This is a genomic window from Clostridium sp. C2-6-12 (genome assembly GCF_009928485.1).
Classification (GTDB): Bacteria; Bacillota; Clostridia; order Clostridiales; family Clostridiaceae; genus Clostridium.
The window spans coordinates 1-15,562 of record NZ_JAABNP010000039.1 but is presented as its reverse complement, the minus strand read 5'-3'; the positions used below and the strand labels follow the sequence as shown (position 1 = coordinate 15,562).

Sequence of the window (15,562 nt, the reverse complement as noted above, 5' to 3'; positions counted from 1 at the left end):
ATTAAACCTATATATTTCTAGCTTAACTTAAATGATGACTTTAAAGAAACAATTCTGTTAAATACTAACTTATCAGCAGTAGTATATTTTGTATCTATATTGAAGAAGCCATTTCTAACCATTTGGAATTTATCTTGAGGTTTAGCATCTTTAACTGCTGTTGGCTCAACAAAACCTTGTAACACTTCTAATGAATTTGGATTTATTTGTTCTAGAAAGTGCTTTCCTTCATTTTCTTCTACGTCATCTAATATTAATGGTTCATATAATCTAAATTCAGCTGGCACACAAGTTTTAGCATCTACCCAGTGAATAGTTCCTTTAACTTTTCTACCAGTGAAACCAGAACCACTCTTAGTTTCTGGATCATAGGTGCAGTGTATTTCTACAACTTCACCATTTTCATCTTTAATGATTTCATTGCACTTAACGAAATATGCTCCCTTTAGTCTAACTTCGTTTCCAGGGAATAATCTAAAGTATTTCTTAGGTGGAACTTCCATGAAATCTTCTTTTTCAATATATATTTCTCTAGAGAATGGAACTAATCTCTTTCCTTGTGTTTCATCTTTGGCATTATTTTCTATTTCAAGCATTTCTGTTTGATCTTCTGGGTAATTAGTTATTACAAGTTTTAAAGGATTTAATACTGCCATAGCAAGTGGAGCTTTTAATTGTAAATCTTCCCTTATGAAATAATCTAACATTTGAGAATCTACTATAGAATTAGCTTTTGCAACACCAATAGCTGTGCAGAAATTTCTCAATGCTTCAGGAGTGCAACCCTTTCTTCTTAGTCCACAGATAGTAGGCATTCTAGGATCATCCCATCCATCTACAACTTTTTCATCAACTAATTGTTTAAGCTTTCTCTTACTCATAACTGTATTAGTCATATTTAGTCTTGCAAATTCTATTTGTCTAGGAGTTGCATCCATTTCACATTCACTTACTACCCAGTCATAAAGAGGTCTATGGTCTTCAAATTCTAATGTACAAATAGAATGAGTTACATGCTCAATTGCATCTTCTAATGGATGAGCAAAGTCATACATTGGATAGATACACCATTTATCACCAGTATTGTGATGAGTAGAATGAGATATTCTGTAGATAATAGGATCTCTCATATTTATATTTGGTGATGCCATATCTATTTTGGCTCTTAAAACTTTTTCACCATCAGCAAATTCACCATTTTTCATTTTTTCAAATAAAGCTAAGTTTTCTTCTACAGATCTATTTCTGTAAGGGCTTTCTTTACCAGGTTGTGTTAAAGAACCTCTATATTCTTTTGCTTCCTCAGGTGTTAAATCACAAACATAAGCCTTACCTTTTTTTATTAATAAAACTGCTCTATTATACATTTCCTCAAAATAATCAGATGCAAAGAAAAGTTCATCCCAGTTTCCACCAAGCCATTTAACATCTTCTTTAATAGATTCAACATATTCAGTATCTTCTTTCACAGGATTTGTATCATCGAATCTCAAATGAGTTTTTCCGTTAAATTCATCAGCTAAACCAAAATTTAAAAGTATAGATTTAGCATGCCCTATATGCAAGTAACCGTTTGGTTCAGGAGGAAAACGAGTAATTATTTCCTTATGTTTTCCGCTCTCTAGATCTTCTACTACGATGTTTCTTATAAAATTAGAAGAATTAATTTCGTTTGACATAGTTTTACCTCACTTATAACCGTATTTAAGTTCAAGAAAAGAATATGAATTAAATCGTATTCTATCCTAACGACAATGTTATTTTAACCTAATAACAATTTTAATCCAATATAAAGAAAAAATAAAGATAAAATTATTATAATTACTATAAGGTGCATATATTTCAAAGTTAGTTAGATATAATTAATTTTTGAAATTACTAAGCTATACAATGTGAGATATATTATAATATGGTAATATACGTATGAGAATATTTGAAGAACTATTAAAAATTTTTTGTAAAAGCTCTATTGACTTTGACGTCGTGTCGTACTTTAAAATTTTAATTAAGGAAGGAGGTTTAAGAATGGAACTTAAAACAATTAGTGAGGTTTCAAAAACTTTTAGCATATCTACAAGAACTCTTCGTTATTACGAACAAATAGGACTTATTAAAAGTAGCAAAAAAGAGGGATATGCTTATAGAGTTTATGATGAAAACTCAATTTCATCTTTGCAGCAAATTATTCTTTTAAGAAAATTACGTATTTCATTAAAACAAATTAAGCATATACTTGGAAATCAGGAGCTTGTGACAGCTATTGAAATATTTGAGGAAAATATAAGAGAGTTAAATGATGAAATAAATGCATTATCAACAATTAAAGAAATACTAAATATATTTATTGATAAGTTGCAGGAGAATGGAAAGTTGCAACTGAAATTTAATTTGCTGGAAGGGGATTCCATACTTAAAATAATTGACTCCTTATCCTTACAAAAAAATAATTTTAAGGAGGAAAAGTCAATGGAGGATTTAAACAAAGCATCAGAAAACCTATCAACACTAAAGAATGTGAGGATTATTCATTTGCCGCCATGCACAGTTGCAGCAAGTCATTATATTGGAGAAAATCCAGAAGACAATGCAGGAAAGCAATTAGAAAAGTTTTTGAAGGATAGCAATTTGTATAAAATAAAACCGGATGCACGTGTATTTGGTTTTAATAATCCAAATCCATCTCCTGAAAAAGCAACATATGGATACGAGTTATGGGTAACAATTCCTGAAGATATGGAAGTACCAGATCCTCTAGAAAGAAAGTGTTTTCCTGGAGGGATGTATGCGGCCCATACAATTGTGTTTCCTAATTTTCATGAATGGGAATGGCTAGCTAACTGGGTTAATGTTAATAATTCTAAGTATGAATCCAATAGCATTGTGGATGAAAATGGTCAATGTGCAGAGTGTATGGGAGGATTACTTGAAGAGCATATGAATTATGTCTATTATTCAAATCTTAATTGGCCAGAAAGTGACGAACATCAGCTTGATTTATTATATCCAATAAAATTAAAGCAAAATAAATAGAATATTCTTTATTTTTTAAAAGCAGGTATGCATAAAATTGAAGATGCATATCTGCTTTTAATTTTTTCTTAATGAATCAAATATGATAGAATATCATATTATAACAAATAATATTAAGAAAGAAGGTGAATGAGATAGGTAAAAAATCTTTTATATCCAAGTTTACTAGAATATTTTCTGTTTTATTAATAATTTTAATTTCAGCTTTTTTTATTTATGTTAGTTCATATTACAAAGTAGGGTCTATAGGTCTAAATAGCTTAAAATCAGATTCAACTGTTTTAGTTGAAGATAAAGGGAATATTACATTTAAACCACTAAATAATTCTAAAAACATAGGATTTATATTTTATCCAGGTGCAAAGGTAGAAGCTTCAGCGTATGCGCCAATGGCCAAAGAAATAGCATCAAAGGGTTATACAGTTGTAATAGCTAAAATGAGCTTTAATTTAGCAATACTATCACCAAATAAAGCTGATGAAATTATAATAGAAAACAATGATATTAGTAATTGGGTTATAGGAGGACATTCCTTAGGAGGAGTTATGGCAGCAGATTATGCTGAAAAAAATAATAAAATAGAAGGATTAGTTCTTTTAGCTTCTTATTCTCAAGAAGGTAAGGATTTTACTAATAGAAATATAAAAGTATTGTCTTTATGGGGAGATAATGATAAAGTTGCTGATTTAAATAAAGTTAAGAAGTGTAAGGAAGTTATGCCTATTGATTCAGAATTTAAAGAGATAAAAGGTGGAAATCATGGTGGTTTTGGAGATTATGGACATCAAAAAGGTGACGGAGAAGCAACTATAAGCAATGAAGAACAAATGCATAATGCTTCAGAGGATATTGCAAAATTTTTAAAGGAAATTGGATAATATGAATAATCTGTGATCAATAAATTAGTATATATAAAGTCTTAGAAATATAGTTTATAAAATTATAAGTTGCTAACCAATAAGAAGTAAGAGTGAAGAGGTAAAGTTTATGAATGAAATAGAAAAGCTATTTTATTCATAAACTTTACCTTTTTTAAATTCTAATTTATCAATTTAATTAGAATCTATTATATATTAATAAGAAAGTATTTTATAAAGAGAAATGTTAATTAAATTATTTGACAATATAAGGAATAAAGCGTATATTTTATACATAGATTTACTAGGTATATATTAGCTTAGTTAAAAGAAATGTTTATATTGTATTTTGTGCATCAAGAAAGGAATGGATTTAATTATGAAAATAAATAAGGAGCTTATAAAGGGAAGTACAAGTATTTTAGTTTTAAGCTTATTACGAAAAGGTGAAATGTACGGTTACGAAATAATTAAAGAAATGCAGATAAAATCAAATAGTGTTTTTGAATTTAAAGAAGGAACACTTTATCCAATCCTTCATGGTCTTGAAGAAGAAAATTTAGTTGAATCCTTTTGGAAGGAAGGCGAAAATGCTAGGAAAAGAAAGTACTACAAAATAACAAAAAAAGGCATAGGAAAATTAAAAGAAAAACAAGAGGAATGGAATTTATTTACTTCAACTGTAAATAAGATAATTACTGAGTAAGGGGAGGCATTTTCTATGAATAATGAAATTATTAATGAGTACCTTAAAGATATATGCAGTTATGTTAAAAATAAAGATGTTCATGAAGAAATTTCTGATGAAATTAGAGAACATCTTTATGAAATTGTAGATGAGCATATAAGTGATGGAATGAGTGAAGATGAAGCAGTAAATGAAGCTATAAAAAGACTTGGAAGTGCTTATGAATGTGGAATTAAGTTAAATAAAGTACACAAAGTGAAACCAGATATAATTACTATTATATTATCATTGGCGTTAGCGATTATAGGAATAATTACTATATATTCAATAGAAAAAAATAGTATATCCAGTGAAACTTTTTCATTTGATAATATAATTGGATTAATAATAGGAGCTATAATTGCAATAGGAATATACTTTTTTGATTATAGAAAAATTAAAAGATATAGCTACCATATATATTTAGCAGCAATAATTATCCTAATGATTACATCCTTTATGGCAGACAGTTTCTTTACTATTAAATTTGGGCGGTTTTCTGAAAGTCAGATTTCTTTTCATTTGGCTGTAACAATATTGCTTTTAATAGCTTTAAGCGGTGTAATAAATATTAAAAGTATAAATAATAAGATTGACATAATTTATATTGGGGCTATGGGCATCATCCCATTACTTTTATTTTTTATTGCTCGAGATATGACTGTAGGTTTAATTTATCTATCTGGTATAAATGTAATTTTTTTGTCATCAAAAGTAAAGAGATCATTTAAAATAAGCTTAATAGGTGTAGAGTTTGTGTTTGTTATATTAGTTATTTTATTTGGTGTAGTAAGTGAGCCATATAGATTGGCACGTTTTTATAGTCTTATAGATCCAGCTAGAGATCCAAAGGGGAATGGATATGTTAATACAAGGATAAGGGAGTTATTATCTAAGGCGACGTTGTATGGAAATGAGATGAATGTGGAAAAATTTGAGCTAGGAGATTTAAAAAGTAATTTTACCTTAATTTATATTATTTCTAATTTTGGAATAGCATTTGGAGGCATTTGTATATCTATAGTGATGGCATTTGTAGCAAGAATATTTACTATTATGAATAAAGTTAAAGATTCTTATGGAAGAACAATAATATTATCAATGGGTTCTATGTTTTTTATGCAGATAATAATAAATATGTTTAGTAATTTAGGTTTTTTTGCAGTGTATATTGGTTTACCATTTATATGTTTTGGAACTATCAATTCTATTACTAGTATAATTATGATTGGGTTATTATGTAGCATATATCGAAGAAGAGGACTTAAGGATAGAAGTCCTGCTAATCTTCAAGTATAACACTTAAGGTATCTTCTATTATCAAGATAGATTAAAAAAAATAGTGTTTCAAATGATTAAAAATTCATTTCGAGGGATAATAATTCATAGATCTAATATTACAAGTGATAGTAAAGTAACATTGTGCTATTTTCATTAAACATAAAATTAATGATATACAGGAACTTATCATAAAAACTTATTATATTATTTCAAAACAGTTAAAACAAATTTCAATCAAAGATAAGTATTTACTTGAAAATTGAAAGAAATATAGATATAATAATAAATAGTAAAAAATTTATATATGAATAAGCAGTTATGATAAAAGCTACGATTTATGAATTTCTTCAGAGAGCCGATGGTTGGTGCGAAGCGGTGAAAGGCAAAATCTTTCCACTTTTGGAGCTGTCGGTGATGAATCGAAAGGGGAGTAACCTTTATATTACTATAGTCGAGTGGTTGGGTTCATTATACCAGCAATTTGGGTGGCAACGCGGATTATTCCGTCCCATTTTATATATTTGGGACGGTTTTTTTATATTCAATTATACATTTAATTTAGGAGGGAAACTCATGTTAGATATAAAATTTGTAAGAGAAAATCCAGAGCTAGTAAAACAAAACATAAAAAATAAGTTCCAAGACAATAAATTAGAGTTAGTAGATGAAGTATTAATCTTAGATGCAGAACTTAGAAAGGTAATTCAAGAAGTTGAAGCTTTAAGAGCTGATAGAAATAAGATTTCTAAGCAAATCGGTGGATTAATGGCTCAAGGAAAAAAAGAAGAAGCCGAAGAAGCTAAGAAAAAAGTTAATGCAGATTCAGAGAGAATGGCTGAATTAGATGTGAAAGAAAAAGAATTAGAAGAAAAAGTTAAAACTATTATGATGACGCTTCCAAATATAATAGATCCAAGTGTTCCAATTGGTAAAGACGATAGTCAAAATGTTGAAGTAGAACGTTTTGGTGATCCTTTTGTGCCAGAATTTGAAATTCCATACCATACAGATATTATGGAAAAATTAAATGGAATTGATTTAGATAGCGCTAGAAAGGTTGCTGGTAATGGGTTCTATTACTTAATGGGAAATGTCGCAAGACTTCACTCAGCAGTAATTTCGTATGCAAGAGATTTTATGATAGATAGAGGATTTACATATTGCATTCCACCTTTCATGATCAGAAGTCAAGTTGTAACAGGAGTTATGAGTTTCGCTGAAATGGATGCTATGATGTACAAAATTGAAGGTGAAGATTTATATCTAATTGGAACTAGTGAACATTCTATGATTGGTAAATTTATTGATACAATATTACCTGAAAGCTCATTGCCTCAAACTTTAACTAGTTATTCACCTTGTTTCAGAAAAGAAAAAGGTGCTCATGGTATAGAAGAAAGAGGAGTATACAGAATTCATCAATTTGAAAAACAAGAAATGATTGTTGTATGTAAACCAGAAGATAGCATGAAGTGGTATGATAAAATGTGGAAAGATACAGTAGATTTATTCCGTTCTTTAGATATACCAGTAAGAACATTAGAATGTTGTTCAGGTGACTTAGCAGATTTAAAGGTAAAATCAGTAGACGTAGAAGCTTGGTCTCCAAGACAAAAGAAATATTTTGAAGTAGGAAGTTGTTCTAACTTAGGTGATGCACAAGCACGTAGATTAAAAATTCGTGTAGATGGAAATGATGGAAAATATTTTGCACATACTTTAAATAATACAGTAGTAGCACCACCAAGAATGCTTATTGCTTTCTTAGAAAACAACTTAAATGAAGATGGTTCTATAAACATTCCAACAGCATTACAACCATATATGGGTGGAATGACAGTAATTAAATAATAGATTTTATTTTTAGGAGTTAAGAAGATAATTATTTTATATAGTAATTATTTTCTTAACTTTTTTTAGCCACTATTATTAAAGTGAAAACGTTATATTGAAATTGATCTTGTTAATGATATAATATATATTAATATGATAGTTACACTATCAATTGTTTAAGGAGAATAAAATGGATTTAAAAGAAAAACGCAAAAATGAATTAGACATTCAAAAAAATCAGAGAAAAGAAGATGTTATTTCTTCAGCTTTAGAGGTTTTTAAAAAGCAAGGAATAGAAAGTACAAAAATGACTGATATAGCTGAAAAAGCAGAAGTTGGAGTGGCTTCGGTGTACAGATATTTTAAAACTAAGCCAGATCTAGCAGTAGAAGTAGCCTGTAGATTTTGGCAGCAAGAAATTACTGAATTAAATAAATATTATAATGATCAAGCATTTCTTAATAAAAATGGTATTACAAAGGTTAAAGAAATATTACAAGTATTTATTAAGCTTTATAAAGAGCATACTGAATTTATTAGATTTATTGATGAATTTGATAGATATGTAGTTAAAGAAAAAATTTCAAAAGAAAAACTTAAAGATTATGAGGAAAACATCATAGATTTAAAATCAATATGTATGGAGGCTATAGATATTGGAAAGAAAGATGGAACAATACGAGAGGATTTGTGTAATGATCAATTCTACTTTAGTATTAACCATGCTTTGATGAGCTTATGTCAAAAACTTATTTTAAGTGGAGATGTTTTAGAAAGCGATGAATATATAAACGGAGAAGAACAAATTAAAATTATAATAGATATGGCAATTAGATTCATTAGTAATTAATAAATAATTATGAAAGAAATTTTTGAATATTGTTTATGTAGAGAAAGGAATTGTTATAAAAATGAATAAAAAGTTTATACCTTATGTAGTTGGAATACCTAATTTAAGTGTAGGCCTTTTATGGGCTATGAATATGTCGTTAATTCCAATGCTTGTAGGTACTGTAACAGATGGAAATTTAAAGCTTGGCACATTAACTTCAATGGGAGCTTTTACAGGGATTTTTGTTCAGTATTTAGCTGGAATAATAAGTGATAGAAGTAATTTTGAGATGGGTAAAAGAAAACCATTTATTCTTTGCGGAGCAATTTTAGCAGCTCTATTTGTTGCTTTTCTGCCACTCTCAGGCAGCTATTCTATTATGTTTGGAGTAGCTTTTTTGTTTTACTTTAGTTTGAATTTTTTTCAAGGACCGTATTATACCTTAATACCAGAAGTTGTTGAGGAAAATCAGCTAGGTTTAGCTAATGGTTTTTCAAAAATTATTAGTGTATTAGGAAGTGGCATAATTCTACTTACTGGCCCAATGCTTTGGGATATAAATCACGCTTTCCCATTTGTAGCTGCAGCGTTATTAGGAATTATATCGGTACTAATAGGTACTATTCCTATTAAGGAAAATCAGGACAAGTATAGCAAGCCTAATAAAATTTCAATTGATTTTATTAAGTTTCCTGCTGTATTAAAGTTATTTGCTTCAGTATTTTTTATTTTTCTTAGCTATGGATGTATAACACCTTATTTTGTAAAGTATTGTGTGCAACAGTTACATTTTTCAAATGGGACAGCAAGTAATGGGCTTTTTATTTTAACTATAACTGGAGCTTTATTTGCTTTACCAGCAGGTATTTTATCAGATAAAACTAACAGAAAAGTGGTTTTACTAATAGGAACAATAATTTTTACAATAGGGTTAGGAGCAGCTTCATTTGTACAAAGCTCTGCTGCTATGTATATACTTCTTGGCTTAATAGGAATTGGTTTTATATGTATTCAAGTAACCATATATGCCATTTTAGCTGAAATAGTTCCACCAGAAAGATTAGGTGAATTTATGGGGATAATGAATTTGTTTATTTCAGCAAGTCAGTGTATAGCAACACTTTCAATGGGGTGGATATTAGATTTGATTGGATTTAAGTTTTTCTTCCCAGTTGCAGCAATAATTATGTTTATAGCAACTGTTGTTGTATTTTCAAGTAAATTCAATAAGCTTAAGAATTAAAATTTTGTTGCAGAGAAATTAGTTTGAAAATAAAAGCTTTTGTATTTAGAGAAAAAAACATATATATTAAGTATAGTTTAGTGAAAGGAAATACACGTGAAAAACGTATTTAAGATTTATGAGATCAAATAGACTTCTATCAATTATAATAATAATTTCTCAAAGAGGATTAGTAACAGGAAAAGAACTTGCAGAACATTTTGAGGTATCTTTAAGAACAATTTATCGTGATATAGAAAAAATAGGGGAAGCAGGAGTACCAATAGCAGCTACTGGTGGAAAAGGTGGAGGCTATTATATCATGGAAAATTATAATCTAAATAATATATTCTTTAATAAAAATGAAATTGAACCATTAATAGCTGTAATGGATAATTTGAAATTTTTATTTGGAAAAAATAAAAAATTTAATGATATAGTTCTTAAGTTTGAAGCTTTATCGAAGGATACTAATGAAGAATATGATAAGTTAAGTATAGACATGTCTCACTTTAGTATGGAGCAAGAATTAAGAGAGTATTTATTTTTGATTAATAAAGCAATTGAAGAAAGTAGAGTTTTAGAATTTGAATATATTAATAGGAAAATGGAACATCTAAAGAGAGTGGTTGAACCAATACAAATAGAATTCGATGAAGGGCAATGGTATATAATTGGTTTCTGCAAAATAAGAAAAGATTATAGACGATTTAAACTTGTTAGAATAAGAAAGATGAAACTTGGTGAAAGTTTTATAAAAAGAGAAATATCTAAAGAAGAAATAGAAAAAATATTTAACCAAAGTTATGAGAAGAACAGTATTCTTGTAACATTGAAATTCTCAAATGAAATAGGAGAGCAGTTAAGTGAATATTTTTCAAAGAATAAAATTAAACCTTTGGAAAATGGTGAATATATAGTTGAAGGATCCTTTCCTAGAGACGAAGGACTTAAAAAGTTTATTTTAGGATTTGGAGATTATTGTGAAGTTATAGCTCCAGCAGAATTAAGAAAAGAAATAAAAGAATACATAAAAAATATATATAATAAATACAATGACTGACATATAGATGTCAGTCATTGTATTTTATAATGAAAAAAAGAAGAAGTAAAGAAAGTGAAAAAATATATGATATACGAAGAAAATAATTTAAAAGAAAAACTAATTAAAATTCAAAACAATAATTATTCGATAAAAAATGAAGAAAGTTATTTTGCTATTGGACTAGAAATGCTTGAGAATATAGGTTCACTAGATCCTATACTTAGAGATGAATTAATCTATGGAATTTTATTTCATTGGATATCAAAAAACAAGTTTACGTCTGAACAACTACAAAAATTATTGGAGATTAGTATAGACAAGGATCATCTGTTTTATAAATTATATGAAAAAGATGAGGATGCTGTTTTTAAAAGAACTTTTTCAGTATTGATAGTTGCACTTATAATTGAAAATCATAGGCAAGAAAACTTTTTGAGTAAAGAAAAGTTATATGAAGTGAAGGATAAGCTTATAGAATATATGAATAATGAAAAAGATGTTAGAGGATATGTTGAGGTAAAAGGTTGGGCTCATTCGGCAGCTCATACAGCAGATGCCTTGGATGAATTAGTTAAATGCAGTTTTATTACTAAAAATGATTTGTTAGATGTTTTAAAAGCTATAAAAACAAAAGTGTGCATAGGATACCACGTTTTTATAGAAGAGGAAAATGAAAGATTGGTTACTGTAGTTAAAACTTTGTGTAACAAAAATATACTTAGTGATTTAGAAATAACTGATTGGTTGAATGAATTTGAATTAAATAATCACAAAACAAGTTATATTCAAAATATGCATTTAAAAGTTAATGTAAAAGGGTTCTTAAGAGCATTGTATTTTAGATTAATAACTCAAGATAATTTTACTCATATCAATGAGGAAATCAAAAAAGTAATTCTCAGTTTAAAATAAAAATTTATAAACTGATTTTTAAATAAATATAGAGATGAAAGTAGGTTATAAAATGAATGTATGTGTGTTTTACTATGATGGTTTTTGTGAATTTGAAGTTGTACTAGCTGTTAATCAATTTAAAGAAAATGCTTTCTCAGCGGCATTAGAAAATCGAGTGTATTCAAGTGAAGAAAGACAAAAATTTTTACCTGATAAAACAATTAAGGATTTAAATCCAGATGATATTGATCTTTTTATTATACCTGGAGGAGATACAACTCAGCTATACAAAAATAAAGAATTGAAAGAATTTATTTTTAAACTAAATGAAAGAAACAAAATTATTGCAGGAATTTGTGGAGGAGCTGACCTTATGGCTTATTACGGATTGCTGGATAATAAAAAAGCTAATGGAAACAGTGAAGGTTTTATAATAGATGAAAGTAATAAAGCTATGTATGAAAATATAAATATTGTTGATGAAGATGTTGTTACAGATGGTAATTGTATAACATCTATCGGCAAGGCATTTATTGAATTTGCTATAGAAATAGGTAAAGTGATGAATGTTTATAAAGATGAAGAAGAAATTAAAAGCGATTATAGATGGTTGAAAAATATTAAATAAAGACTATGATAAAGAATAATAATGTAGAATAGGAGTAATTAATAAATTTTATTATGGAGGAAGTATAATGGATACTTTACAGATTGTTGAAAGAATTAATGATCTTTTTAATGTAACAAGTAAAGAAATCTATTCTAGTGAATCTGGGATTACATACAATTCAGATAATAAAGTTAAAAAAATAGGATACTGTGTTAACTTAACACTTGAAACTATAGAAGAAGCAAGAATTCATGGAGTTGATATGATGATGACACACCATGATGCATGGGAGGAGATATACGGATTAAAAGAAGAGTGTATAAAAAAACTAGAAGAGTACGGTATAAGTCACTACTATAATCATTTGCCACTTGATGACTGTGACTTTGGAACAAATGATAGTTTATTGAAAAAACTAAATTTAGAAAATATTAAAAGAACCTATGAATGGGAAGGGTTATATTTTGGTAGAACTGCAGAATACGATGAAGAAATTGAATTTAATGAATTAGTGAAAAAGATTGAAAATCTACTTGAAGAACCAGTTAAGTTTTGGGGATTTAATGACAAAAAGGTGAAGAGAGTGGGCTTAGTTTGTGGTAATGGAGCTTCAACAACTTGCCTTAAGGAAGCAGTTCAAAATAAGTGTGATGTATACATTACAGGTGAATGTAATTTGTATACAATTCAATATGCTGAGTTTAAAGGGATAAATCTTATCATTGGGAGTCATACCTTCACAGAATTCTTTGGGATTCAAAGTTTAGTATTGAAACTGAATGAGAAAATAAAACAACTTGAAATAGTGAGACTTAATGAAGAGCATTATGAAGCTAATATAAAATAAAACATAGTATATAATAATGAAACTTTTGAAAAGAAGTTCCATTATTATATACTATGTAATTAACACTTTTCATTAACATAGACAAAATAAAAAATAATCATAAGAAATTAAGAACCTTATAATATTAAAAATAAAAGATGAACAATAAACTGTTGGTATTATAATTAGTTTATTGTTCATTTTTATATTATTAAGAATAATATTTGCTAAGTATAACATTAATTTTAATATCTCCTGCTAGGTCAGTTCTCTATTATTAATGCAAGAAATAAGGTAAATAGGTAAAATATAAAACTAAGGTAACTATAATAGTTTTATAATGTTATAATTGTAAGTATTAGGGTAATGGCGGTTAGAGTCAATTACTTATTTAGATACAAGTTAAAAAATAATATAATTTTTGTATACAAAATAAGAATTCTTAAGAGTAAAAGGTGGAATTAATATGAAAAAATTATGTGTTATTGGAAGCTTAAATATGGATTTGGTAACTAAAATTAAGAACTTTCCTAAACCAGGTGAAACTATTGTGGGAGAGAGTTTTAAAACATTTCCAGGAGGTAAGGGAGCTAATCAGGCAGTAGCTTTAGGAAGATTAGGTGCTAATGTTTTTATGATAGGAAAAGTTGGAGAGGATATGTATGGTGCAGAGTATTTGGAAGTGTTAAAGAATAATAATGTAAACCAGTCTGGGATACATATTGAAAAAGGAATATCTTCAGGAGTTGCAGTCATACAAGTTAGTGAGAAAGGGGAAAATAATATAGTTGTAATACCAGGTGCTAATGGAAAAGTTGATATTAAATACATTGAAAGTAAGAGGGATATATTAGAAGAGGCAGATATATTTTTATTTCAGTTGGAAATTCCAATGGCTACGGTAACTGAGACAATAAAAAAATTAAAAGCCAAGGGAAAGACCATCATCCTTGATCCAGCACCAGCTGCAAAACTTCCAGAAGAAATCTTTAAATACATAGATTATATAACACCAAATGAAACAGAAATTGAAGCATTAACTGGCAAAAGTGTAGAAGATGAAAAAGATTTAAAAGAAGCAGCGCAAATACTAATTAATAGAGGTGTTAAAAATGTAATTGCTAAGTTAGGAAGTAGGGGAGCTGCTCTTATAAATAAGGTTGAATATAAAAAAATACCTGGATTTAAAGTTGAGCCAGTCGATACTACTGCAGCAGGAGATTCCTTTAATGCAGGATTTTCATTTGCATTAGCAGATGGAAAAGAGCTAGATGAATGCATTAGATTTGGCAATGCAGTAGGAGCAATTTCAACTACAGCATTGGGAGCACAAGAAGCTATGCCAAGTTATGAAAGTGTTATGAGCTTTATTTTTAATAAGAAATAATCTTGATTTAAAATCTAATTTGAAAAATTAGTATTATTATTAACCAAGTAAATCAAATAAGAGAAGAGTGATTTTAATGAAACGAATTTTTAAAATTATAGTAATATTAGTAACTATAATCTTAGCTTTAGGATTAAGTATAAGCAGCTTTATACTACCACAAGTTAATGGACAAAATGTTTCAAAAGAAGAATTTTCGGCTGAAAGAGCTATGCAGTATGTAGAAAAAATTGCAGTTAGACCTCATCCCATAGGTTCTAAAGAACATGATAATGTAAGAGATTATTTAATTAATGAACTTAAGAATTTTGGGTTGGAACCAGAAATACAAAAGGATTTTTCAACAAATGAAATATGGGGAAAAATCGTACAAGGAAATATAGAAAATATATATTGTAGACTAAAAGGAACTGGAGACAGTAAAGAAACTATATTGATATCAGCTCATTACGATTCTACAAGTGGAGGGCCAGGAGCAGCAGATGATGCTAGTGGAGTTGCAACTATATTAGAGACAATCAGGGCATTAAAGTCAGGCGAACCTCTAAAAAATGATGTTATTTTTTTACTTTCAGATGGAGAAGAGGAAGGTCTTTTAGGAGCAAAATCATTTGTGGATAAAAAAGAATCATTTAAAGATGTTAGTATGGTAATAAATTTTGAAGCAAGAGGAAATTCAGGACCAGTTATAATGTTTGAGACAGGTGATAATAATGACTGGTTTATGAAAGAATTTAAAAAATCAGTTTTAGAACCAGTAGCCTATTCATTCTTATATGAAATTTATAAGCATATGCCCAATAACACAGATTTTACAGTGCTAAAAACAGGTGGGAGGGAAGGCTTTAATTTTGCATCAATAATGGGGTATGAAACTTACCATAATTCAGATGATAGTGCAGAAAATTTAAGTCGGAGAACTTTACAGCATAATGGTAATTATGCATTGAGTTTAGTCAAGCAGGCTCTGTAAAAAATTTTGTGTAAACTGAATAAAATCAACTCCTTCTTGGCAATA

At 28.5% G+C, this 15,562-nt stretch carries 14 protein-coding genes; 13 read left to right on the top strand and 1 reads right to left on the bottom strand.

The window, feature by feature from the left end:
• Positions 1-17: 17 nt before the first annotated feature.
• Complete coding sequence (locus GXK56_RS23255) at positions 18-1,679, bottom strand: glutamine--tRNA ligase/YqeY domain fusion protein (RefSeq protein WP_160691940.1); 1,662 nt, start codon at positions 1,677-1,679, stop codon at positions 18-20.
• 346 nt (positions 1,680-2,025) lie between these two features.
• Here GXK56_RS23255 and GXK56_RS23250 point away from each other — a divergent pair, with 346 nt between their 5' ends.
• From GXK56_RS23250 to GXK56_RS23190, 13 genes are all read left to right on the top strand, one after another.
• A complete protein-coding gene (locus tag GXK56_RS23250) occupies positions 2,026-3,030 on the top strand; it encodes an effector binding domain-containing protein (RefSeq protein ID WP_160691938.1) in 1,005 nt (334 codons plus the stop codon).
• A gap of 125 nt (positions 3,031-3,155) precedes the next feature.
• The gene (locus GXK56_RS23245; protein ID WP_243156225.1) at positions 3,156-3,908 is read left to right on the top strand and encodes an alpha/beta hydrolase; all 753 of its coding nucleotides are present in this window, start codon (positions 3,156-3,158) and stop codon (positions 3,906-3,908) included.
• 358 nt (positions 3,909-4,266) lie between these two features.
• On the top strand, positions 4,267-4,593 hold the full coding sequence (locus GXK56_RS23240; protein ID WP_160691936.1) for a helix-turn-helix transcriptional regulator: 327 nt from the start codon (positions 4,267-4,269) through the stop codon (positions 4,591-4,593).
• 15 nt (positions 4,594-4,608) lie between these two features.
• On the top strand, positions 4,609-5,913 hold the full coding sequence (locus tag GXK56_RS23235; RefSeq protein WP_160691934.1) for an FtsW/RodA/SpoVE family cell cycle protein: 1,305 nt from the start codon (positions 4,609-4,611) through the stop codon (positions 5,911-5,913).
• Between the two features lie 555 nt (positions 5,914-6,468).
• Positions 6,469-7,746: a serine--tRNA ligase gene (gene serS / locus GXK56_RS23230; protein ID WP_160691932.1), complete on the top strand. Its 1,278-nt coding sequence runs from the start codon at positions 6,469-6,471 to the stop codon at positions 7,744-7,746.
• 172 nt (positions 7,747-7,918) lie between these two features.
• Positions 7,919-8,578, top strand: a complete 660-nt coding sequence (locus tag GXK56_RS23225) for a TetR/AcrR family transcriptional regulator (RefSeq protein ID WP_160691930.1) — start codon at positions 7,919-7,921, stop codon at positions 8,576-8,578.
• A gap of 61 nt (positions 8,579-8,639) precedes the next feature.
• Positions 8,640-9,803 (top strand): MFS transporter, encoded by a 1,164-nt coding sequence (locus GXK56_RS23220; protein ID WP_160691928.1) that lies wholly within the window; start codon positions 8,640-8,642, stop codon positions 9,801-9,803.
• Between the two features lie 118 nt (positions 9,804-9,921).
• Entirely contained in the window at positions 9,922-10,845 is a 924-nt protein-coding gene (locus GXK56_RS23215; RefSeq protein ID WP_160691926.1) for a YafY family protein, read from the top strand.
• A gap of 66 nt (positions 10,846-10,911) precedes the next feature.
• On the top strand, positions 10,912-11,739 hold the full coding sequence (locus GXK56_RS23210; RefSeq protein WP_160691924.1) for a DUF2785 domain-containing protein: 828 nt from the start codon (positions 10,912-10,914) through the stop codon (positions 11,737-11,739).
• Between the two features lie 52 nt (positions 11,740-11,791).
• Positions 11,792-12,349: a DJ-1/PfpI family protein gene (locus GXK56_RS23205; protein ID WP_160691996.1), complete on the top strand. Its 558-nt coding sequence runs from the start codon at positions 11,792-11,794 to the stop codon at positions 12,347-12,349.
• Between the two features lie 67 nt (positions 12,350-12,416).
• Positions 12,417-13,178: a Nif3-like dinuclear metal center hexameric protein gene (locus GXK56_RS23200; protein WP_160691922.1), complete on the top strand. Its 762-nt coding sequence runs from the start codon at positions 12,417-12,419 to the stop codon at positions 13,176-13,178.
• Positions 13,179-13,623: 445 nt separating this feature from the next.
• Positions 13,624-14,544, top strand: a complete 921-nt coding sequence (gene rbsK / locus GXK56_RS23195) for a ribokinase (RefSeq protein WP_160691920.1) — start codon at positions 13,624-13,626, stop codon at positions 14,542-14,544.
• Positions 14,545-14,620: 76 nt separating this feature from the next.
• Positions 14,621-15,517: a M20/M25/M40 family metallo-hydrolase gene (locus GXK56_RS23190; protein WP_160691918.1), complete on the top strand. Its 897-nt coding sequence runs from the start codon at positions 14,621-14,623 to the stop codon at positions 15,515-15,517.
• Positions 15,518-15,562 lie beyond the last annotated feature (45 nt).